At 35.6% G+C, this 23,441-nt stretch carries 21 protein-coding genes and 2 riboswitches; of the genes, 10 read left to right on the forward strand and 11 right to left on the reverse strand.

The features are described from left to right. Position 1: 1 nt before the first annotated feature. A complete protein-coding gene (gene amrA, locus J6D32_RS05815) occupies positions 2-1,387 on the reverse strand; it encodes an AmmeMemoRadiSam system protein A (protein ID WP_055165075.1) in 1,386 nt (461 codons plus the stop codon). A 165-nt stretch (positions 1,388-1,552) separates the two neighbouring features. Here amrA and aspT point away from each other — a divergent pair, with 165 nt between their 5' ends. Together aspT and aspD are read left to right on the forward strand one after the other, a co-directional pair. Further along, positions 1,553-3,238, forward strand: coding sequence for an aspartate-alanine antiporter (gene aspT / locus J6D32_RS05820; RefSeq protein WP_287467390.1), 1,686 nt, complete (start codon positions 1,553-1,555; stop codon positions 3,236-3,238). Positions 3,239-3,280: 42 nt separating this feature from the next. Continuing rightward, positions 3,281-4,924: an aspartate 4-decarboxylase gene (gene aspD / locus J6D32_RS05825; protein ID WP_006784995.1), complete on the forward strand. Its 1,644-nt coding sequence runs from the start codon at positions 3,281-3,283 to the stop codon at positions 4,922-4,924. 44 nt (positions 4,925-4,968) lie between these two features. Here the strand turns inward: aspD and J6D32_RS05830 are convergent, their stop codons facing one another. From J6D32_RS05830 to J6D32_RS05860, 7 genes are all read right to left on the reverse strand, one after another. Continuing rightward, positions 4,969-5,421, reverse strand: a complete 453-nt coding sequence (locus J6D32_RS05830) for a zinc ribbon domain-containing protein (RefSeq protein WP_006784994.1) — start codon at positions 5,419-5,421, stop codon at positions 4,969-4,971. Positions 5,422-5,512: 91 nt separating this feature from the next. Beyond that, positions 5,513-6,691: a M20 family metallopeptidase gene (locus J6D32_RS05835; RefSeq protein WP_006784993.1), complete on the reverse strand. Its 1,179-nt coding sequence runs from the start codon at positions 6,689-6,691 to the stop codon at positions 5,513-5,515. A gap of 19 nt (positions 6,692-6,710) precedes the next feature. Then, a complete protein-coding gene (locus J6D32_RS05840) occupies positions 6,711-7,520 on the reverse strand; it encodes a MetQ/NlpA family ABC transporter substrate-binding protein (RefSeq protein ID WP_006784992.1) in 810 nt (269 codons plus the stop codon). Positions 7,521-7,547: 27 nt separating this feature from the next. Then, a complete protein-coding gene (locus J6D32_RS05845) occupies positions 7,548-8,228 on the reverse strand; it encodes a methionine ABC transporter permease (protein WP_006784991.1) in 681 nt (226 codons plus the stop codon). Further along, positions 8,212-9,255, reverse strand: a complete 1,044-nt coding sequence (locus J6D32_RS05850; RefSeq protein WP_055165069.1) for a methionine ABC transporter ATP-binding protein — start codon at positions 9,253-9,255, stop codon at positions 8,212-8,214. Before J6D32_RS05850 ends, J6D32_RS05845 begins: the two co-directional genes overlap by 17 nt. Before the next feature lie 92 nt (positions 9,256-9,347). Beyond that, positions 9,348-9,449: riboswitch (SAM riboswitch) on the reverse strand. A gap of 77 nt (positions 9,450-9,526) precedes the next feature. Further along, positions 9,527-9,628, reverse strand: a riboswitch (SAM riboswitch). Positions 9,629-9,695: 67 nt separating this feature from the next. Then, positions 9,696-10,358, reverse strand: coding sequence for a DUF6320 domain-containing protein (locus J6D32_RS05855; protein WP_006784989.1), 663 nt, complete (start codon positions 10,356-10,358; stop codon positions 9,696-9,698). Further along, a complete protein-coding gene (locus J6D32_RS05860; protein WP_006784988.1) occupies positions 10,342-11,637 on the reverse strand; it encodes a hypothetical protein in 1,296 nt (431 codons plus the stop codon). Before J6D32_RS05860 ends, J6D32_RS05855 begins: the two co-directional genes overlap by 17 nt. Positions 11,638-12,060: 423 nt before the next feature. Here J6D32_RS05860 and J6D32_RS05865 point away from each other — a divergent pair, with 423 nt between their 5' ends. After that, on the forward strand, positions 12,061-13,047 hold the full coding sequence (locus tag J6D32_RS05865; RefSeq protein WP_129821192.1) for a C39 family peptidase: 987 nt from the start codon (positions 12,061-12,063) through the stop codon (positions 13,045-13,047). Between the two features lie 84 nt (positions 13,048-13,131). Here J6D32_RS05865 and J6D32_RS05870 read toward each other — a convergent pair whose 3' ends face one another. Continuing rightward, complete coding sequence (locus J6D32_RS05870) at positions 13,132-15,681, reverse strand: ATP-dependent helicase (RefSeq protein WP_055165067.1); 2,550 nt, start codon at positions 15,679-15,681, stop codon at positions 13,132-13,134. A gap of 376 nt (positions 15,682-16,057) precedes the next feature. Between J6D32_RS05870 and J6D32_RS05875 the strand changes: the two genes are divergently transcribed. Continuing rightward, complete coding sequence (locus J6D32_RS05875; protein WP_006784985.1) at positions 16,058-16,612, forward strand: metal-dependent hydrolase; 555 nt, start codon at positions 16,058-16,060, stop codon at positions 16,610-16,612. 21 nt (positions 16,613-16,633) lie between these two features. Here J6D32_RS05875 and J6D32_RS05880 read toward each other — a convergent pair whose 3' ends face one another. After that, the gene (locus J6D32_RS05880; protein WP_006784984.1) at positions 16,634-16,915 is read right to left on the reverse strand and encodes a nucleotide pyrophosphohydrolase; all 282 of its coding nucleotides are present in this window, start codon (positions 16,913-16,915) and stop codon (positions 16,634-16,636) included. A 125-nt stretch (positions 16,916-17,040) separates the two neighbouring features. Here J6D32_RS05880 and J6D32_RS05885 point away from each other — a divergent pair, with 125 nt between their 5' ends. Continuing rightward, positions 17,041-17,532 carry a hypothetical protein gene (locus J6D32_RS05885; RefSeq protein WP_006784983.1) on the forward strand — a complete coding sequence of 164 codons (492 nt, stop codon included), beginning with the start codon at positions 17,041-17,043 and terminating at the stop codon, positions 17,530-17,532. Positions 17,533-17,544: 12 nt separating this feature from the next. Here J6D32_RS05885 and J6D32_RS05890 read toward each other — a convergent pair whose 3' ends face one another. Then, positions 17,545-18,285, reverse strand: coding sequence for a flavodoxin family protein (locus J6D32_RS05890; protein WP_006784982.1), 741 nt, complete (start codon positions 18,283-18,285; stop codon positions 17,545-17,547). Between the two features lie 70 nt (positions 18,286-18,355). On the opposite strand from J6D32_RS05890, the gene J6D32_RS05895 reads away from it, so the two are divergent. The 5 genes from J6D32_RS05895 to J6D32_RS05915 all read left to right on the forward strand — a co-directional run bounded on the left by J6D32_RS05895 (position 18,356) and on the right by J6D32_RS05915 (position 23,407). Continuing rightward, complete coding sequence (locus J6D32_RS05895) at positions 18,356-19,510, forward strand: sensor histidine kinase (RefSeq protein ID WP_006784981.1); 1,155 nt, start codon at positions 18,356-18,358, stop codon at positions 19,508-19,510. After that, a complete protein-coding gene (locus tag J6D32_RS05900) occupies positions 19,503-20,147 on the forward strand; it encodes a response regulator transcription factor (protein ID WP_006784980.1) in 645 nt (214 codons plus the stop codon). Before J6D32_RS05895 ends, J6D32_RS05900 begins: the two co-directional genes overlap by 8 nt. Before the next feature lie 168 nt (positions 20,148-20,315). Beyond that, positions 20,316-21,251 (forward strand): ABC transporter ATP-binding protein, encoded by a 936-nt coding sequence (locus J6D32_RS05905; protein ID WP_006784979.1) that lies wholly within the window; start codon positions 20,316-20,318, stop codon positions 21,249-21,251. A gap of 12 nt (positions 21,252-21,263) precedes the next feature. After that, entirely contained in the window at positions 21,264-22,355 is a 1,092-nt protein-coding gene (locus J6D32_RS05910; protein WP_155232407.1) for an ABC transporter permease, read from the forward strand. Next, entirely contained in the window at positions 22,352-23,407 is a 1,056-nt protein-coding gene (locus J6D32_RS05915) for an ABC transporter permease (RefSeq protein ID WP_006784977.1), read from the forward strand. Before J6D32_RS05910 ends, J6D32_RS05915 begins: the two co-directional genes overlap by 4 nt. Positions 23,408-23,441: the final 34 nt, after the last annotated feature.

Here is a 23,441-nt window from a genome sequence, read left to right on the forward strand (position 1 = left end):
CTTAATCACCTTCTTGATAGCGAATCACTTCAAATCGTTCAATTTCATAAGATTCAGTTTCACCAATCCCCGCTTTACGACAGGCAATTGATAGTTGTTCCTCGACTGTTTCAATCCCCTCTAAGTCAGGTAATAATACCCCTTTTTTCATTCCACAGCTAACAACGACCCCATATTTTTTAGGATTCAACATTTCTTTAGAACAAGAAATAGGCTCGGTTAAGACATCAACGGAAACCTTTAACTCGGTTAATTCCTCTTCCTCAACTGGCATAAAACGAGGATCTTGTGTTGCCGCTGCAATCGCATTTCTTACAATTTCTGTTGCTACACAATCAGTTGTTGGAAAAATGGTTCCAATACAACCACGTAATTGACCCTGTTTTTTTAAGGAAACAAACACACCTTGCCGTTTAACAAACATTTCACTCGGTAAATCTTCCTGTGTTAACAGCGTTTTAGTTTGTTGAAAATAATCCTCTAACGCTTTACGTGCAACATAAACATAGGGATTTTCTTTCTGTAAAATCGATACTGCCTTAATTTTAGGCTTTTTCTCAATATATTTTAATCCTTTTATCCCTACTCCTAAATAATTAAACTTTACCGTTCCATAACCGACACCAAAAGGACATTGATAAGCTAACACATTACCTTCATACTTTCCACCATCCATGGCACCACTCATAATTTTCATCGAGCGTAATCCACACTCTGCCACCTGGTAGACCACTTCTTTATCTAATTCAAAAAGCTCTAAAAGCTCACCTTTTTTTAGGTGGTTTAAAAACTGGCGATCAAACTCTTCGCCATACTTCATGTTTGCTTCTTTTAATTTATGTGATAAATCACCACTCGCAATCATGACAACCTGTCGGTCTAATTGTTTGACTGCTTCTTGTAAAACCATTCCAAATTCATAAAGTTGACGATCTTTTAATGGAGCATAAGTAATATGAACTAATTGATAGTCTCGATATTGCTCATTTATAAAGTAAAGAGGAACAACAACTCCGTGATCTAGTTGAAATCGACGATGATACATTTTTAAAAGATGTTGATCAACTGAGACAACTGGAATATTTCTGTTTTGACTTAAATTCAAAATTAATTCATTTAACTCCCGGTCGAATGTTAGACTCATCTTCACATCATGACATTGAAATTGCGATAAGTCACCTTCTATTTTTTCATCATCTAAAATACAAATGGCATCTGAAAACATCGGCCCGTGGGGAGTAATGATAATGATGGTTTGAGGTTTAAGCTTTGATATTTCCTCGGCAATTTGATTGCACGCTAATGTCGTTTTATAAAGCTTTAATTCTTCCCCTTTTCCAATAGCGGGAATAATAATCGGTGGATGTGGCATTAAATAAAAATTCATTTAAACACCTCTTTTTTAAAATTATATCTTTATTAGTTTATATTGATTTTCAAATTTAAACCAAACATTGGGTAGTAAATTGTTGGGAATCCTTAAAAGACAGCATAAATTTACTAGCACAGATAATAATATTTTTTTAAAAATCTAGTAAATGAGGTAGTTACTATGACATGGTTTATCGATGCATTACGCTCACATCCAGAACTAACGCTTTTTTTAACGCTAGCCATTGGATACGCAGTAGGAAAAATCCAAATCGGTACCTTTAAAATCGGTTCCGTTACTGGGGTATTAGTAACAGGGGTTATCATCGGGCAATTAAACATCACGATTGATGCCACTGTAAAATCAGTTTTCTTCCTTCTTTTCTTATTTGCTCTAGGTTATAATGCAGGACCTCAATTTTTTAAAGGGCTCAAAAAAGACGGAATTCCACAAGTTATTTTTTCAGTTATCGTCTGCGTAATTGGACTCATTTCAACAATTATCGTTGGAAAAATCCTTCATTACAACGCTGGACAAGCCGCAGGGCTCGCAGCGGGAGCTTTAACTCAATCTGCTGTTATCGGGGTTGCTCAAGATTCGATTAGTCAGCTATCAGTCTCAGCTGCTGATATTAAATCCATGAGTGATTTCGTTCCAGTCGGTTACGCCGTCACTTACATTTTTGGTACCATCGGATGCGCTTTTGTTCTTTCAACACTGGGTCCAAAAATTTATGGAGTTGATTTAGCTGAAGAAAGTCGAAAAATCGATAATGCGTCTAAAGATGCACTTGAAGGAAAACTTTTAAATTCGCGTGCAGGAGATGTCGATTATCGCGCTTATATCATTGATGATTGCTACATTGGACAAACTGTAAAAGCAGTTGAACACAAACTTGCCACAGAAGGTATTCGTCTATTTATGGTGAGAATGAAACGTGGGAATGATGTCTTCAGACCAAATGTGGATGAAATTATCCAAAAAAATGATCGCGTTGCATTTTCTTTTAAAGAACGAGATGTCTCTAAAATTAACCTTCTAGAGATTGGGCAAGAAATTTCAGACTATACGTTAATTAACTTTCCAACTGAAACAGTGGCTGTTTATGTTAAAGATAGTGAAATTACTGGAAAATCAATTAGTGAGGTTCGTCACAACACTTTAACACGTGGTGTTTTTATCTCTAAACTTCAAAGTACAGGAGATGAAATCCCTTATAATAACGAAACAGTTATTAAAAAGAAAGATGTGATTACACTAACAGGACCTGTTGATGATGTAGAAGCTTTAGCGTACAAAATCGGAAAACCAGCACGTGATTCAGATGAAACGGATATGATTTTCGTTGGTTTAGGGATTTTAATTGGTGGATTAATTGGGATACCGGCGCTCACGATTGGCCATGTTGGAATCAGCTTATCTACAAGTGGTGGGGCTTTGATTATGGGATTAATCTTTGGACTAATTCATTCTCGTCGTCCGACCATTGGTCGTATTCCAAAAGGAACTGCTTGGTTCTTAAGTAATGTTGGTCTTGCTGCTTTCGTTGCTGTTGTCGGTATTAATGCCGGTCCAGGGTTCGTTTCTGGTTTAAGATCATCAGGGATCAGTTTCTTCTTAGCAGGTGTGGTGGTGACACTTATTCCAACATTCGCGGGAATTTTTCTTGGAAAATATGTATTCAAATTTTCAGCTCCAATTGCTCTAGGAGCAACTGCAGGAGCTTTAACAACAACAGCGGCAATTGGGGCTATTACTGAGAAAGCTGAAAGTAATGCACCCGTACTTGGATACACCGTTCCTTACGCTGTTGGTAATATCTTATTAACTGTTTGGGGATCCTTGGTTATTATTTTCTTCTCCTAACCTTATTAATATCTTGAAACAAAATTTGAAAGGAAGTTTTGTATGACTACACGAGCTGAAGTTAAGCGTAAAAAAATCAATGATATCATTGAAAGAGTACAACACTTAAGCCCATTTGAATTAAAAGATGAGTTAATTCATATGGCTAAACAATCTGAACAAAAAGGTGTCCGTATTATGCTCAATGCAGGACGCGGAAATCCTAACTGGACAGCTGCCACTCCACGTCAAGCCTTCTTCACTCTTGGACAATTCGCCGTTGAAGAAACACAACGTACTTGGCATGAAAAAGATTTAGCTGGTATGCCTGAAAAACCAGGAATTTATGAGCGATTCACCTCTTATGTAAGAAATCATAAAGATGCTCCTGGTATTGAATTACTATCTAACATCATTGAATATGGTATTAAAGATAAAGGATTTGATCCAGATTCTTGGGTATTTGAATTAGTTGATGCTATTATCGGTGACAACTACCCAGTTCCTGATCGTATGTTAATCCATATCGAACAAGTTGTGAAAGATTATGTGATTAAAGAAATGGGTGGGAATCCCGAAACATCTACTCACCAATTATACGCTGTTGAAGGTGGTACAGCCGCAATGTGCTATATCTTCGACTCACTAATTGCCAACCGCATTTTATCTCCAGGAGATAAAATCGCCTTATTCGTTCCAATCTTTACCCCTTATGTAGAAATTGCTAACTTACCTCGTTATCATTTCGATATCGTAAAAATTTATGCTTCAGAAATTAGTGAAGAAGGCCGTCATACTTGGCAATATCCGCAAGAAGAGTTAGATAAATTAGCAGATACTAGCATCAAATTAGCTTGTGTTGTTAACCCAAGTAATCCACCGTCAGTTGCAATCAACGAAGAGTCTATGTATTACTTAAAATCAGTCGTACAACGTCAAAATCCAGATTTAATGATTGTTACCGATGACGTATATGGTACATTCTCTAACGATTTCAAATCATTAATGTGTACCCTTCCTTACAACACATTAGGAGTTTATTCGTACTCTAAATACTTCGGTGTCACTGGTTGGCGTTTAGGGGTTATCGCATTAGAAAAAGACAATGTCTTCAATCACTTAATCAACAAATTACCAGAAGATGAAAAAGATATTTTACGTGAACGTTATGGCGCCTTAACAACTGATCCAGATAATATTCCATTTATCGATCGTATCGTAGCAGATAGCCGTCAGGTTGCACTTAACCACACTGCTGGATTATCCACTCCTTGTCAGGTCCAAATGGCAATCTTCTCTATCTTTGCCTTATTAGATAAAGAAAATGTTTACAAAGAACAAACGAAAGAAATTTGCCGTCGTCGTAAACATTTACTATATGATAACTTTGATAACTTATCTTATAAAGAAGATCCATATAGTACGTCATACTACAATGAAATTGACCTTCTTGTTTGGGCAAAATTAAAATACGGTGAGGAGTTCGTTAAATACTTAAAAGAAAAACGTAACCCATTAGAATTCTTATTCGAATTAGCCGATCGATACAGTATCGTCTTATTAAACGGTAGTGGATTCGAAGGGCCATCTTGGTCAATCCGTGTTTCCTTAGCTAACTTAAAAGATGAAGAATACGCTGAAATTGGTAAAGCAGTTAACGAATTATTCTCTAAATACGCGGAAGATTGGAAAGAATTCCAATGGTAATATAGAAAAATCCCCGGTGAAAGGTATCACCGGGGATTTTTCTTTTATAAAGGTTGCCCACAACCAATACAAGATGTAGCTTGTGCTCCATTTTCCATTCCACATTTAGCACAAACAACAGCAACGACACTTCCTCTTTCTTCATTTAAGCGACTTCCACACGTTTGACAAAACGTTGAATCAATCGGCATTTCTGTCCCACAAGATTCACAACGTTTAATCCCTCTTAATTCATTAACCATTACCTCATAATGCTCAACATTCTTTAAACTTCCTTCAATTGCTAGACATAAATCTTTAAATTCCAAACTAGGTTGATTTCCATAAAGTTGATAATATAAGCGACCTAAATTCATATATATTTTATTTAATCGTTTTTCTTCGTCACTAATCTGTGTGTTTAATTTTGCGATTTCCGCAAATTCTTTTGTCTTTTTCATCGCATCTTGACTTGTTTGAGTAACCTTCTTACCAAACTGTTCGAAAAAAGTGCCCATCCTCTCACCTCATCTTCAAATTTATAATTATTAAATCACTTTATTATATTCAAGTGCTTTAGTGATATAACTATAAATTCAACTTTTGATGTTATCTCACTTTATTCAACTCAAACTCCTCTTTAATTTGTGCTAACAACTCACCATCACTTAATAATCGTAATCCTATTCGAGCTAAAATTTCTGCGCTTTGAAGCAACCCTTCATCCCCCTGTTTAGAAATCGCTGCCTGCTTAAATTCCTCAGTATGAGTCACTACCTCAGAGTCACAGATTTTTACAGATGGATGAATCGTTGGAATGACATGACTGACATTCCCAGCATCGGTTGAACCTTTTGATTCATTAGGATTGATGTCCTCTACAATCAATCCCACTTCAGTTGCAATCTTTTTAAATAATTCATTAAATAAGGGATACACAATTAAATCTTCCACAATATTTTGATACGTATTATATTTCACCTCACACCCTGTACTCAATGCCGCACCTTTCGCTATTTGAATGACCTTATTCGTGATTTCTTCACAGGTTGCAATCGTATTGGCACGAACATAAAATCTCGCTTTCGTATACTCTGGAATAATATTAGGTGCATCTCCTCCGTGTGTAATAATTCCATGAATTCTAACATCAGATGTTACATGTTGTCTTAAAGCATTCACCCCACTAAAAAATAAAATCATGGCATCTAATGCATTAATTCCTTTCTCCGGACATCCTGCTGCATGAGCGGGACGTCCAAAGAATTCAAACTCAATGGGATGATTGGCTAAAGAGCTAGTTGTTATTGCTGTTTTATTACCTGGATGAATCATCATACAAGCATCTACATCATCAAACAATCCCGCTCTAACAAACGAAGCTTTCGCACTCCCATTATTTCCACCTTCTTCAGCCGGTGTCCCAAAAACAATGACTTCTCCTCCAGTTAATTCTAATAAAGGTGCTAAACTGCAAGCAGCTAATACACTACTTACCCCAATAATATTATGACCACATCCATGCCCAAGTCCCGCTAAAGCATCATACTCAGCTAAAAAACCAATCACCGGACCAGGTTTTTTAGCAATATATCGTGACACAAATCCTGTTTCATGCCCCGCAATATTTGTCTTTACATCAAATCCTCTTTCTTTTAAAACATTCGTTAACAACTCACACGCAAAATATTCCTCGTTTGCAATTTCAGGATGTTCATGGATTTGATGACTCAGGTTGATAAAATAAGCTTCTTGTTCCTTTATAAATTGACGAATTTGATTTTCCATACGTTCTCTCTCCTATTCACTAAAATGCTGGAATCGATGCCCCTTTGTATTCTTCTTCTATAGCTTTTTTAGTTTCTTCCGTTTGATAGACTTCCACTAAACGTTTTAATGCTTCTTTATCCTGATCCTCTGTCCGAACCGCAATGATATTGTAGTAATTTACAACCGTTTCACTTTCTGTATTCTCAACATAAATCGAATCATCAAGTGGTGATAAGCCAGCTTGAACAGCGACCCCATTATTAATGACTGCGACTGCCACATCCTCAAATGAACGCGGTAATTGTTGAGCAACTAATTCAACGATTTCTAACTTTTTAGGATTGGCAATGATATCTTTCACCGTTGGCGTAATCCCCACTCCTTCTTTTAATGTAATTAAACCTGCATCTTGAAGTAATAATAGAGCTCGACCACCATTTGAAGCATCATTTGGAATTGACACTTTATCTCCCTCTTGTAATTGTGCTACATCCGTTAATTGCGATGAGTAAATTCCCATTGGGGCTAAAACGGTATATCCAATTGATGTTAGATCTAAGTTATGATTGCTTTTAAATTCTTCAAAAAATGCGATTGTTTGAAAAGCATTCGCATCAATTTCTCCATCGGCTAGTGCGGTATTTGGTAAGTTATAATCACTAAAAGTCACAAACTCAAGGATAATCCCTTCTTCTGCAAGACGACTTTGAACACTTTTCCAAATGGAATTAACTTCGCCATTAATTCCTAACTTAATAACCGAATCACTTCCCACTTCATTACCACATGCAACTAATAAAAATCCTAAACAAACTGACATTACTAACCCTAATAATTTTCTTTTCATGATCAATTCCTCCTAATATGATTTATTTTAATGACTGAGTTTCCGTTGGAGCCATTCCCCGGCACTTTGAACTAGTGACACTAACACAAGTAAAACGACAACAGTCACAAACATGATGTCTCCTTTAAAATATTGATAACCATAACGGATGGCAAAATCTCCAAGACCACCTCCACCAACACTTCCAGCAATAGCTGAAAATCCAATCAAACTTACGATCGTAATCGTGAGTGCATATATGATATTTGGTAATCCTTCTTTTAACAAGACACGATAGATAATTTCAAATGGACTCGATCCCATCGCTTTTGCTGCTTCAATTACCCCATCATCAACATTTAACAGTGCCGACTCAACTTGTCTCGCTACAAACGGTGTCGTCCCCACAATTAACGGAACTAAAGCCCCTTTTAACCCAATCGTTGTGCCAACAATCCACTTCGTAAATGGCATAATAAACGCAAGCAAGATAATGAAAGGAATGGATCTCAAAACATTCATTAATTTTCCGATGATATAATAGACCCATTTATTTTCAACCAAATGATTTTGCCTTGTCACCACTAAAACAACCCCAATTGGCAATCCAATCATCGTTGCAAAAATCCCCGATATACTAACCATTAATAACGTTTCGTTAAGTGCTTTTAATAAATCAGGAAAATACTCGACCACATTTGGACAAATTTGATTAAAGAACTCGACCATCACTTAACACCTCCACTTTAATCTGATTATCATTTAAATACTGTAGTGCCTGACTCATCAATTTCTCATCGCCATGTAAACTGACAATTAGATGCCCAATGGGCGTTTTTTGTATCATCTCCACACTTCCAAATAAAATACTCGCCTCAATATCAAACAACTTTGAAATATTAGAAATAAAGGCTTTACCTGTCTGTTGTCCAACAAATGAAATCTTCACAAGTTTTTCAAGTTTTGTTAATTCTTCAAACGAACCTCTCGACTCTAATAACTCAAAAATCCGTTCATCCTGAAATACATTGGCCACAAAATCCTTTGTAATAGTTGCTTTAGGATTTGAAAAAACATCAACTATAGGTCCTACTTCAACAATTTCACCTTCTTCCATCACCGCCACTTGATGACAAATATCTTTAACAACCTCCATTTGATGCGTAATCAATACCATCGTAATTCCTAACCGTTCATTAATTTCTTTTAACAACCTAAGAATCGATTTAGTCGTTTGAGGATCAAGAGCTGATGTCGCCTCATCACAAAGCAACACTTCTGGATCATTTGCCAATGCCCGAGCAATTGCCACACGTTGTTTTTGACCCCCACTCAACTGATTAGGGTAGACATTAGCCTTTTCCTCTAATCCAACAAGCTTTAATAAACGATCAACCTTCTCCTTTATTTCATCACGATTCAATCCTTGACCTTTTAGCGGATAAGCAATATTTTCATAAACATTACGTGATTTCATGAGATTAAAATGTTGAAAAATCATTCCGATTTTTCGTCTAGCCTCTCTTAATTGCTTCGCATTCAATTGCCCCAGAACCAAATTATTAATCAACACTTCTCCCTCTGTTGGAATTTCTAAATAATTCAAGCATCGGATTAACGTACTTTTTCCTGCTCCACTATACCCAATGATTCCAAAGATTTCACCTCTATTCACCCTTAAATTTATATTTTGTAAAGCTTTAACCACTTGCCCTTGACTTTCAAAGTTCTTACTTACCTGTCTTAACTCAATCATCTTCTATCTCCCTCCTTGTCAGTTGAAATAAAAAAACGGACCCCTTATCAAAAGCTGGGGTCCGTCTCATTAGAGTCCTCTAATAAACAATCCCCTCATCTCCCAGAATCAATCTGTCGGATTTAGCACCGTGTACAACTGTACCGGTTGCTGAAGCTTCATAGGGCCTGTCCCTCCACTTCTCTTGATAAGGTTTTATATTTAATTAATAAAAAAACTAAGTCATCCTTCAAAAATTTGAAGAACGCTTAGTCTAACTTACAACTCGCGCTCCTCATCTGCCAGAATTAATCTGTCGGATTTAGCACCGTGTACGACTGTACCGGTTGCTGAAGCTTCATAGGGCCTGTCCCTCCACTTCTCTTGATAAGGAATCCATTTTTATTTCTTTTTTAACTTACGGATACTATACCATCCATTTTATGGAATGTAAAGTCTTTTTAATAATGAAATTTCTTTTTTATTTCATGAATCAGTTTACGATCAGCAAACATAAACATCCCAACACATGTTATTAAGGCGTAATATCCTGCAACCACTGCAACCGCTGGAAAACTAATTAACTCAAAATAAACGAGCATTAATAAAAACAATCCAATACCCCCAAGCAGTAACTGATAACTTGCAAAATCTGTAAAACGCTTTGGTCTTAAAATAATTAACAATGTAAAGACAGATGTTCCTGCCATCAGTGCTAATGGAAACACAAAATTCAATGACCACCCTTGATAGCCAAGTAAATAATCTAAAATAACGGCAAATACAGTTCCACCAAAGACATGCGTCAAAATATTTGGTCCAATATTTTTTTTCACTCTTAAGCCAATAATAACACTCACTGACAAATATAAAGTAGAACACACAATAATAAAGACCCAATTCCAATTAAAATCATGAAAAATTCCGATGATAAAAGAATACGAAATAATCACCATGGCCATAAATACAATCAGTTTACGAATCGGCACGCGACGTTTCTTTGCAAATCGGGATGGATAATCTCGAACCACTTCAATTTCAACTAAGTCCAATATTTCCCCACATAAAGGACATCTTTTCAATTCATTTTCTACATTCATTTGACATTTAGAACAATATCTCATTATTTATTTCCTCGTTACATGAAATTGTAATTTCAACTTTCTGATCTTTTAAAAATCTAAAGAAGAATCGTTGAATATCAGTTTCTTCTAATGATGATGTAAAACTAACGACTAACGTCTCCTTAAATGAACAAACCCCACAACGAATTCGTTGATGTGGTGTCACCGGAAGCATGACGCGTACTTGATCGACATACTGTGAAATTTCATCTAAAAAGACAATACGCCCAAGATTCGATAACGTGGTTGTCACCCCTTGATCGGCCTTTAAATAAATTTGTCTCATCACCGTATTTTTGATAAACAGTGGAGCAAAACGGATGGCTAAATTTTCTTGAGCACTCACATTATCTTTAATTTTATGCGTCACAACTTGTTGATCTTGCCCCTCAATTAATTGAATGGATACCTGCTTTAAAATATCTTCAAAACTCATCTCCTCTAAAACATTAACCGATACCGTCACATTAGAAAAGAAATTACGCACAGTATTTGACTCAAAACGGGCTCTTAAATCAAATGGAATTGTCACCGTAATTGGTCGCTTATTCTTTGTGAATTTCTCATTTTCCATATAAATCGAATAAATTAATAAAGAAGATAAAAAACAAGACATACTAACGCCATATTGTTTTGATAATTTAACAATCTGTTTTGCTGGCATCATTCCATGAATCACTTTTAATTCTTGAGGACGTTTTTTAATTCCTAGTATTTTATATGCTTTAGAAGTCGTTGGAATAACTTTTCCATCTCGATCCGACACAACTTTTAAAAAACTGTCCTCATCCATTGCACGTTGAGATTGTTGGTCACTCATTAACTGTAAATGTTGATTGACTGAATTAGGATAAACTCTTTTTAAATATTGATACAATAGAACCTGTAAAAACTGTAATGCGCCTGCTCCATCAGCCAAAGCATGAAAAACTTCTAGATGCATCATGTTTTCATAATAGGTGACATTAAATAAATAACCATTATTAGTGTACTTCGTCATTTTTGAACATGGATACGTAAACTCTTTACGAACTCTTGGTTTTTGAATATTCATATCAAAGTAGTACCAAAAAATTCCCATCCTTAGACGTACACTAAATGATGGCATTTCAAGAAGTGCCCCCACGACAGCTTCTGATAAGTAATCCGCTTGAATTGGTTCTGTCATTTTGACCGAAATTCGGAATACATTTGTTGCCTTTGTACTCGATACGAGTGAATATAACTTCGCCACATTATCAAGCTTACTCCAATAAAATGCTTGGTAATTATCATTCATCTACCATCGTCCTTACTTTTTAAATCTACATCGCAAAAATCAATGCTTTATAGCTAATCATACAATAACTAAGATTATAAATCTACCAATTCAATTAAAACAATTTTACTTTTTTTACTTCTTTTTATTCATCTCTTGAGATGAAACTTCTCCATTTGTAGAACAAAAATAATAATCTAAATGTTTACTTATATAAATTGTAAAAAATTATGAATTTTTTAAATAAAAATGATTGATTTATCCTTAAAAATCGTTTAATATATGATTAATGAGCAATAAAACGTTAATAAATTAGCTATTCCCCCTCTCTTTTGTTTCGATGATTCTCATCTAAACATTTTATTTTTGCTCAAAAAGTTTATAAATACTAAACATAATGTTGAATAAAATTACGAAAATCAAAATTTGAAAGGATGATTACTTTTGAAAAAAATTTCATTATTAACTTTAATTATGGCATTAGGGGTGATGACAGGATGCCAAAATCAAAATGAAATACCTGCCATTGAACCACTTGAAGAGGAGGCAGTTAAAACCGTTTCTGAGACAGTTAAATTAAAACCAGATTTTATTGAGGGAGAAGATTACGATGAATTGGGGGGAGCAGATTCTTATAACTTTTTAGGTGATAACGCTACTTCACGATTTTATGTTAATCCCGATTTTTATCGATTAAAATCAGACGAAACCTTAACCCTCATTGAAGGTTTTAAAACGATGCAACAAACAACGGAATGGTCATGTGGAAACGCCGTTTCTTTAATGACACTTTGGAATATGGGAAAAACTGATTTAACAGAATGGGATATCGCACTTGCCATGGGTTCAAGTGTTGACGATGATACGGAAGGCGCTCTTCCTGGAAGTGCTAATAACTTTCATGAATATGGCACAACCGTTGAAGACATGTACAACTTCTTTTCTAATTTAGAAGGATTTAAAGTATTAGAAACAAGTTATCGCGCTGATTATACCGAGGCTGACTTGGTAAGCGAAGAGGATGGAGCAACCCCTTCTAATATCGGAAATCTAAAACCGACCTTCTCTTCATCATCTTTATACGCTTCAGAAAATAGTGACGATACTGAAGCTTGGGTTGACGATGCTAAAGATTCTTACTTCGTCACATGGCTAACAGGACACTTAAAAGCAGGAAGACCCGTTATGGTTGAATGGGGAGACTGGGATGGTCATTGGGTCTCTATTATTGGATATGATAACAATGGAACACCAAGTATTGGAGATGATACCTTAATTTTTGCTGATCCTTATGATACATCAGACCATTGGCAAGATGGATATGCTATTTTTCCACTTGAACGCTTCTTCTATATGTGGCAAGATCGTAAAGTCGCACCTAAACCTTATCAATTACAACCCTTCATCGTTGTTGACAAAGTGACAGAATAAAAAAGAGTCTCAGGTAACTGAGACTCTTTTTTATTTCAAATAATCGTTTAACCCTTTCATTCATACTTTTTGGCTCATTCTTCTTTATGAATATAAAAACGATATAAATTGACTTCGCTCTTTCACCCTTCTAGATGAAGAGGTTTCTTTCATATGGCGCGTCAATAATAAGCTCTGCTTCGCACGAGTCATCGCAACATAAAATAATCGGCATTCTTCCTCTTGATTAATCCCATCAAAATCGAGCGGGAACATCCCCTGACTCATAAATGGAATAATCACATGATCAAACTCAAGCCCCTTTGACTGATGCACCGTAATAATTGCAAGCTTATTTTCCTCTTTCATGACACGATCAAGTTCACTGCTTGATAACGCCATCAAATTAAGCATTTGAATCCAAATTTCTAAATTTGGTTGATGTGGATTCGTATGATGCAGGCGATGATAGGTCGCCTCAATGTAATTAAGTAACTCTATGATACTTTGCTTATGTGCTTCATCCTCACACTCAAAAGCATCTATTAAACCTTTCATCGCAACATGTGGCGGCTGTGTTTCAAAACAGTCTTGAATTTCTTTTAACCTTTGAATCGCTCCCCATAAATGAGGTTCATAAAATTTCATGACTTTTTTACGGTTTTCATGATGCGTCATTAACAAATCCATACTTTTAACGAGCACATCTTTTGTTGCTAAAATATCATCCATCGCATTATGCGTCGGCTCATGACTCACACCAACATAGGCGCTGACGGTATCTAACTTATGATTTTTCAAATCTGGATACAGGCGCCTAACAATATCTAAGGTATCATAATAGCCCATTGAATTTTCAAACATCAGACCTAAACGATTCATCTGACTACTCACAATTTTTAAATCATATTGAACATTATGACCAATCAATAAAGCGCCTTCTACAAACGCTTGAAACTGTAAAAAGACTTCTCTCGCCTCTTCGCCATGTTCGTTTAAATAGTCATCACTAAATCCGTGCACCAAAGCTGAGTCTCCAACCGAGTGGCTCGGTTTAATAAATCGTTCAAATGAACGAGTATACTCACCATTCACCAATTCAATAGCTGCAATTTGAATAACTTCATCTTGAGTCACATCAAGACCCGTTGATTCCACATCAAAAATGACAATTCGTCCCTTTTCAAACTGCTTCTTTAATAATCCATACGGTTCTTCATACTCATAAGCAGCTTCTTGAAACAAATCAATCATTCTCATCCCATAACTAACATATCGTTGACGATACGTTTGATTAAATAACTCAGGAGATACCTCAGGACAAATAAGTGGCAACAATCGTTCAAGTGATAAATGATCAAATGGATTAAGTTGAAATTTGACAAAGGCAAGTAAGTCTTTTACGACTTTGCGTCTAAATAAACTTAAATCTTCAATCAAATAACAGGGAATCCCCACATTTCTTAAAAAATTTGAAACTTGAATATTTTGCTTATTTGTTCGCGTTAGAATCACAGTATTAGCGAGGTCATCTAATCGATAATGCTTTAGGTGATCGATAATAAAATCCATTTCCTCTTGTTGGGTCTGTGCTTCATAAAAGACAGGCCGACCTCCCACTTCCTCATTCGCTGCCTCAATCACGCGTGGGGATAGCCTCGGATTAATTAAGCGTGCTTTTTTCGCATTTTCTAAATAATTGGCACTCATTTGAACTAATCGTTTCAAAGACCGATAATTTAGGGATAACTCCAATCGTTTTGGATTAAATGTCGTCATAATTTGTGACAAAATCAGTTCTGGATTTGAATCACGCCACTCATAAATGGTTTGATTGAAATCCCCAAAAACACTAAATTGCTTTCCTTTTGCTAATTTTTCAATCAGTTGATATTCAAATTGGGAGGTATCTTGTACTTCATCTACCATCACCACCTTAAATCGCTCACGCCAACGTTCTAAAATCTCCTCATCTTCTAGTAATTCGCTAGCATAAACAATCAAATCATTAAAGTCAACAAGGTGATTTTCAAGAAGATACGTTTGATATGTTTCATATAACCAACAACCATACTGAGCTAAAAATCCAAGGGTATATGCTCCAGCATCACTTCTTCTATTCGAATATTGAAGTTTTTGTGCTTTTTCAGATTGATGAAAAGAGGCGACCACTCTTTTATAATCGTCACGATACGCTTTTGGAATCATTAAGCGATATAGTTTCAATTCTTGCAAATATTGATAGGCCAAATCGGCAATGACATAATCATCTTTCATTAACTGACGCACTAAAAACTTTCCATCCTCTTCATCCATCACCGAAAAATCACGCGAAATCTTACCGAAGTTTTTCGCTTCTTCTTTAATGAGTTGAAAACAAAAACTATGAAACGTTTTAACGAAAACCTCTTTGGCCAACCCATTCGTTACTTTTAGCAATCGTTCTGCTAATTCATGACAAGCTTTATTCGTAAAGGTTAAGCACAATATCTCTTTCGCCTCAATCCCCTGATTAATAAATCCCGCTACTCGTAATGAAATAACTTTCGTCTTCCCTGTTCCTGCCGGAGCCATGACTAATAAATTATCATTTAGGTTAGAAACGACCTCAGATTGTGCGTCATTTAAACCCGTTAACTCTTCTTCTAAATTCATGAAACATCACTCTCACTTCATTATCTATCCCGATACAAAACGATTGTTCCTTAGCAGTTATGTTGGGTTGCTCAAACAAAATACTAAGACGCAACATTTTAAAATCATAATCAGTTCTTAAACCCTTAAACCCTTTTGTATCGAGGATCCTATAGTCTAATAAAAAGAGGCTTAAAAAAATGCTCTAGACTTCTATCTCCTCTTACCTTAACACTATCCTTTCATTTTATGCAAGTCTCTCTCTCCCTATATCTAATATACCATTATTTCCCTCATAGAATTCAAACGAATATTCGTTTTTTTCTTGTATAATATAAAATAGATGACATTAATCTTTTAAATTCGACATCAGGTTTATACAGGAGGACTTTTAACTATGACTGCCGGAACGCATCAACGAGGTGGCCTACTTTGCGGACTTGTGACCCACCATCTTTTTATTGCCCCTTATTACGAGGAGGCTAATCTTTATTCTAAAATTTTCATTATCACCCTTTATTGTCTTGCGACCACCGTCGGGTCATTATTACCCGATATCGACATGACAGGATCTCAAATGGGAAAACTTTTTCCCTTTATCTCAAAATTCATTGCTAAAAACTTTAAACATCGAACACTGACTCATAGCTTTCTTTCTATCGCCTTCTTTTTTGTTTTAATTGCCTGCGCTCCATTACTAGACGTCGGAAATGAGTTTTATATTATTATTACCTGCGGCTTAATGCTTGGTCATATTTCACATATTGTACTTGATTTATTCACGCATCAAGGGGTTTGCTTATTTTATCCGTGTAAGAAAAAAATTAAACTCGCCAACTTTAAAACAGGTGCCAAAGGTGAACGTTTCATCAGTCAAATGCTCTTAATCAGTATGGTACTTTACGTCCTTTATGAAACTTATACAACCATGGTTTACGCCATTCATCAATAAAACCCGTGAAAATCACGGGTTTTATTTTGTACTTGGATATTTAATCGCATTCTTTTCTAATTTCTTTAAAATAATGTCTTTGACATCTACTTCTAATACATCAGCCATTTGCATGCAATAAATCATCACATCTGCTAATTCTTCAGAAACATGTTCTGCATCAAAGTCATTATTCCACTGAAAGCATTCTAACAATTCAGCTGCTTCAATTGAAATAGATTTTGCTAAATTTTCTGGAGTATGATAAGGTTTCCAGCCACGATCATCTCTAAATTTGATAATTTCTTTCATTGTCTCTTTCATGATAGAAGTCCTCACTTTTATAGTTTCAGTTTATTTTAACATATTTAAAATATCGTGATACTACCACTTTATTATTTTGTTTAATCTTCATACTCTATAGTAACTTAAATAAAGGAGTGATGACGATGAATAAAAATTCAAGCATCTATAAACTCTATAAAAAACTCAAGTATGAATGGGGACACCTCGACTTTGCCACTAAATGTATTTTTTTCATTGGAATCCTCCTTCTTTTCCAACTGATTTATGCTATTTTTGTTCCAGCTAATGCGCTAGATTCCACCACTCAGATTGTCTTTAGAACAAGTACCTCAAGTATCTTTGGTTTTATTCTTGGGATGGCTCATAGCTATTCAACTAAAAAAGCATCGCCACCTTCTGAAGAATCTGAAGATCATGAGAAACAAGAGTTTGTATTCAATAAAGATATTAATTTGAATAAAGCAACTCACGTTAGAATTTTGTTTTCAACAACGGTGTGCATCATTTGTATCATTGTTTTAATGATTGCTAATCGAACGAATAATCTAAGTTATCAAGAAGGGATTATTCAACTTCGCGACTTGATTTCAACAACCATTGGATTTTTAATCTCAAAAGCTTCTCATCATCATTAAAAAATCCTCCTATTAAGAGGATTTTTTTTTAATAATACGGCTAAAGAAACTATAAAAAGAGTTCCCCATCCACTTTAAATAAAAGGGCACATCATTCTCTTCATAGTAAACTTGTACATCATAACCATGTTCTATCCAATACTTTCGATCTCTTGGAAGGATATTCATGGCTAATGTTTTCTGCACCTGAAATGCGATAACCTGATCCTTTGTTGGAATCCACTCCGTTTCCTCCCCTTCTTCCACCGCTTTAATAAAAAATTTCAACTCTTTTCTACTGACCGCTTCATCCCAAGTTTTTACGTTCCGCTTCACTCGACCACAAAGATGCATCCCCCAAAAAGTTGCGACTTTTTCCATATAGTCTAGAACTTCATCGGCATATCCCCCTGCTGTTGTGGTCATTAATAAAACTGGTTTTTTTACTAATTCTGGACGATGATACCACTTGCAGGTACGGTCAATAAATCGTTTAAGTTGTCCACTCACGCCTGCCATGTAAACAGGTGACGTTAAAATAATTCCATCCGCCTGCCCCAGTTTTTCTAAAATCCCGATCACATCATCTTTAATCGGACACCGGTCACTTAAGATACAAGCCTCACACCCTTTGCAATCTTGAATCAAGTAATTTGACAGATGAATGATTTGCAAAGAAATTCCCGCTTCCTTTAATAAGGGAGCCGCCGATTGAATGAGTTGATATGTATTTTTTTGACGCCCACTACTTGAAATTGCGATAACTTTTTTCAAAATATCACCTCGTAACTTTATTTACCAATTGTTTGCATGATACAATACAAAAATAAACAGGAGGTATCTTATGAGAAAAAACAAACTATTAATTACTGTTCGTTACTTAAGTTTACTCACGGTTATTTTTTCTTTCATTAGTTTGAATGAAACATTATCGATTTTTATTATCTTAATGCTGTTATGCTTACTTATCAATAGTCAGTTTCGTTTTTTCTCGCTTCGTCAAGCACCTTATATTATATGTTCGTTAGTTGTTGATTTAATCTTATTTATTTGTTTAAGTTCGTATCAACCGCAAATGGTAGCCTATTATTTTATTTTACCGATACTTGATAGTATTTTACTGTTACCAAGACGTTATCATCTTTCCTTGTCTTGTTTAATCGGAATGATCTTGCTATTTTTAATTTCTCACTCTTTCACATTAAATCAGATAACTTCTTTATTTGTGTTTCTCATCGTTGCTTTTTTAGGGCTTTATATTAAAGAAGAACATGAAAAGAAATTAGATGCTCAACTTTTATATGATGAACTTCGAATTTCTGAAGAAAAATTAAAACAGGCTAAAGAAGAATTAGAACTTTACGGGGCTTCAATAACAGAACTTGCCGTTTTAAAAGAGCGAAATCGAATTTCACGTGATATTCATGACAGTGTCGGACATGCTCTCTCAACAGCCATCATTCAATTGAATGCGATGGAAGTTATCGCCTCAAAAGAGAATTCAAGTGTTGCTCCTCTGGCTTTAAATTTACGTGAATTTTTAAAAAATTGTTTACAAGAAGTTCGTGAGGCCATTTCGACTTTAAAACCGAGTGAGTATCAAACGTATCAAGAGTTATATCGGATTGAAGAATTAATTGAGAATTTTAAAAAGTTATCTGGGATGAATGTCAGACTGACGATTTCTAAACAAAAATGGGAACTAAGCCCGAAAATGGGATTGACACTATATCGTGCCATTCAAGAAACATTGTCGAATGCACTCCGTCATGGTCAAGCAACGGATGCGTCCATTTCAATTCATTTTTCACCTGATCATGTGGTGTTAACGGCTGAAAATAATGGAATTGGCTGTCCTAATTTTCAAAAAGGGGTCGGTTTAACGAGTATGAGCGAGCGTGTCAGTGAGGTCAATGGGAAGGTTCACTTTATCCCTTCTACAGTTGGCTTTAAAATAAGAATTACGATTCCAAAGGGAAAGGGTGAAAGTTATGATTAGGATTTTAATTGTTGATGATGAAGCGCTAATTCGTGATGGACTTCGTTTAATGTTGTCGTTATTTGAAGATATTGAGGTCGTAGCAACAGCGTCAAATGGTGAGGAAGCCCTGAAGGCCTGTCAATCACACCCGGATATAGATCTTGTTTTGATAGATATTCGCATGCCTTTATGCGATGGAGTTCTTGGAACACGTTTGATTAAAGAAGCTTTTCCAAAGATAAAAGTGTTGATTTTAACCACGTTTAAAGATCAATCTTATATCCAAGAGGCGATGCAACTCGGTGCAAGTGGCTACTTATTAAAGGATAGTTCGCATGAGGTGATTTATGAGGGAATTAAATCTGCCATCATGGGGAATGTTATTTTTCATCCGGAAGTTGCAACTCAACTGTTAAATACGCAAACGACTTCAATTAAAAGTGATGCACAATTTTATGAGCAGTATCGTTTAAGCGAAAAGGAGCTGATGATTATTCGTGAGATTGCAACAGGATTAACAAATAAAGAAATCGCCGCCAAACTCTTTTTATCCGAAGGAACGATCAAAAATCATATCACGAATATTTTATTTAAACTTGAGCTTCGAGATCGCACTCAAATCGCCATTTTTGCATTTAAGAATGGATTAGCATAAAAAAACATCAGTTTCTACTTAGACTGATGTTTTTTTATTTCCCTATAAGGTCATTTTTTCTAAGTAAGTGACTTAAGTCACCCCCTACTATGACGATGGGTTATGGAATTGATATCCAGTTATGACTATAATGAAGGTATCAGATGATAAAATCAGGGAGGAAATAACATGAGTATTGTTAAGGTGAGTAATGTAACGAAACGTTTTAATGACAAACTTGTTTTAGATAATATCAGTTTTGAAATTGAAGAGGGTGAAATTTTTGGACTTATCGGACCGAATGGAGCCGGAAAATCGACGTTGATTAATATTATGACGACACTCGTTGAGGCGACAAATGGAAGTGTTGAAATTGGGGGCTATGATATTGTGAAGCAACCGATTGAGGCGAAGTCTTTAATCGGTCTTGTTCCTCAGGAGTTAGCGTTGATGGAGGAAATGACGGCCTATGATAATTTGTTATTTTTCGGTTCTCTTTATGGTCTAAGTTACAAGGTGCTAAAGGAACGTATTAATGAGGCTTTAATGGCAACCGGTTTAATGGATCGTAAAAAGGAGAAAGTTAAAAAGTTTTCAGGAGGGATGAAACGTCGATTAAATATTGCCGCTGCTTTGATGCATCATCCTAGAATTTTAATTATGGATGAGCCCACTGTTGGGGTTGACCCACAATCTCGTAATCATATTTTTGAGTTTACGAAAAAGATTTGTAAGGAACGAAACACAACAGTGATTTATACCTCTCATTACATGGAAGAGATTGAGGAGCTTTGTTCAAAAGTTTTCATCATGGATTTAGGTAAAGAAATTGCGTCTGGAAGTCAGGAACAAATTAAATCCTTATCTGGAGAACAAACAAAGGTCATTCTAACGGTCGGTCATCTAAGTGGGGAAATCGTTCTAAAGTTACGAGGACTTGAGGGTGTTTCATTAGTAACGGAAGAAGGTAATCAAGTGACGTTAACGATTAATAAAGACTTCAAATTAACGTCCGCTATTGCATTACTTGAGTCATATTCTTCGCAGTTACAAGGGATTCGTTACGAAGAACCTCGTCTTGAAGATGTGTTCTTATGGTTAACTGGGAAATCGTTACGCGACTAAGGAGGAAGAGTGATGCGATTATTAATGTGGCTTTATGTGAATTTGAAAGTCGTTTTTAAGCAGTTTCCAATGACGATTTTGTATATGCTTGGACTGCCCTTATTCATTGGACTTTTAATGGGGAATATGATGACCATCCTGTTTGCAAATCCAAATTCGATGGAACCTTTACCTCTACAAATCATAGATGAGGATCAATCTACCTTATCGAATCAGTTGATTTCATTTTTAAACGATGAGTCAATGTCTTCCTACTTTATCATTTCAAATGATGAACGTGCTTCGACTTTAGTTATCCCCGATGGTTATGAAGAAAATCTTTTAACGGGAATGGGTGGTGAGTTAGTTTTAGAAGAACTCAATACGAATAAACATATGTTATCTCTTACTGTAGCAAAGTCAATTCTCGATCAGTACCACGAAAGTCTTTTTAGAAGTTTATCCACAGATAATCCCGAGCAATTATCTTTAATTTATGATAACACCAGTTTAAAATCTGTTTATATCGAATCTGCTCTTGCCTTAAACTCAACCACGTATTACTCTGTTGGAATGATGTCTTTCTTTGTCTTCATGATGATCATGAACATTTCAGGAGCTAGTTATAAAAGTGCGGAGCTTGGACTTGATAAGCGAATGTATTCAGCCCCGCTTACACGAGTCCGTATGTTTAATTATGATTATTTAGCAAATTTACTATATTGTGTTATTTTATTAAGCTTTTACGTTTTGGTTTACCGAGTCCTTGGATATTCATTTGAGGGACCTATTGCTCTGTTACTTTTACCTATTTTGGCAACCTCTTGTTTTATGGTAAGTGTCGGATCATTTATTGGTCACTTTTTCTCCGCTAAATATGGAAACATGTTGGCGTTAATTTTATTCTTTTTACAAATTTTTATCGGTGGCACCTTCTTACCGACTGACAGTGTCGCAACCTTCTCTCCGTCTTATTCGATTACTAAAATGTTTCAAAACTATATTTTATATGGAACGTGGGAAAGTTTAAAAACACCATTCCTAATGACGATAGCAATTGCGCTTAGTTTATATTTAATGACCTGTTTAAAAGAAAAATATCGTTTTTGGGAGGTAAAAAGATGATTCGATTAGCTTTAGTTCATATTAGACGTTATCTTAAAAATCCTATCTTATTGTTAATGATGGGACCTATTCCTTTATTTCTTGTCCTCGGTTCTCTATTTTTTTCAGATAGTGATCAAATAACTCCAAATGTTGCTTATGTTTTAGAATCAAATGGCATTTATGAAATAGAACTGTTAGAAAATTTAGGCGTTGAAGAAAAATTTATTTATCACGATCAAGAATCTGCACTTGAGGGATTAATGGCGAATGAGTTAGCAGGTGTCATTATCATTCCAAAGACGTTTTCAACTGACATTGAAGGTGGTGTCAAACCGCAAGTTGAAATTTTAAAAACAACGGAGGGCGCTGGAACAGCAGAAGTTGAAATTCAAATTGAACAACAAATTAACACTTGGCTAACTGACTACTATAACCTGAATCCGATTTCACTGATAACGACAAAAATCGAGTTCAAAGAAAAGCCTGTTGATATGAGTATGACGATGTTTATCGTGATGATCATTTATTTCATGTTCATCGGTGCCACCTCACTCGCAAAGGATGTGTATCAATTAAAACAACAAAAGGTTTTACATCGTGCGTTGAGTACGGCGAACAAGGATATTGAGATATTTGGTGGGTTAATTTTGGCGATGTGTTTCATTCAGGGAATTTGTTTTACGATTGTCTATTATATTGGGATGATGGTCTTGGATGTGTCAATGCCAAATCCATTGCTTCCACTTTTATTGATGTTTAGTATGTCGTTTGTTGCGTCGAGTCTTGTTATTTTTGTCACACGTGTCGTGAAAAATCCAAGTTTAATTGAGATGTCAATCGTTATGTATGCACTCGTCGGGTTTATTTTATCGATGCTTAGTATTAACCTGTTCGATTTCGGTTTTGAACCAACGCTCATGATGAATATCGCGAAGCTATTCCCGATTTACTGGGCATTTGATACAGCCCTTAATCTAACATTATGGCCGAATCTAATCATCATTTTGCTGTTTGGTGTGGCTTTCTTAAGTGCTGGAAGCTTCAAACTTAAAAACTTTATTCAAAATTAAATAAGTATCCTAACTAACCATCACGAATCATTTT

Source organism: Turicibacter sp., from assembly GCF_017941855.1.
Taxonomy (GTDB): domain Bacteria; phylum Bacillota_I; class Bacilli_A; order MOL361; family Turicibacteraceae; genus Turicibacter; species Turicibacter sanguinis.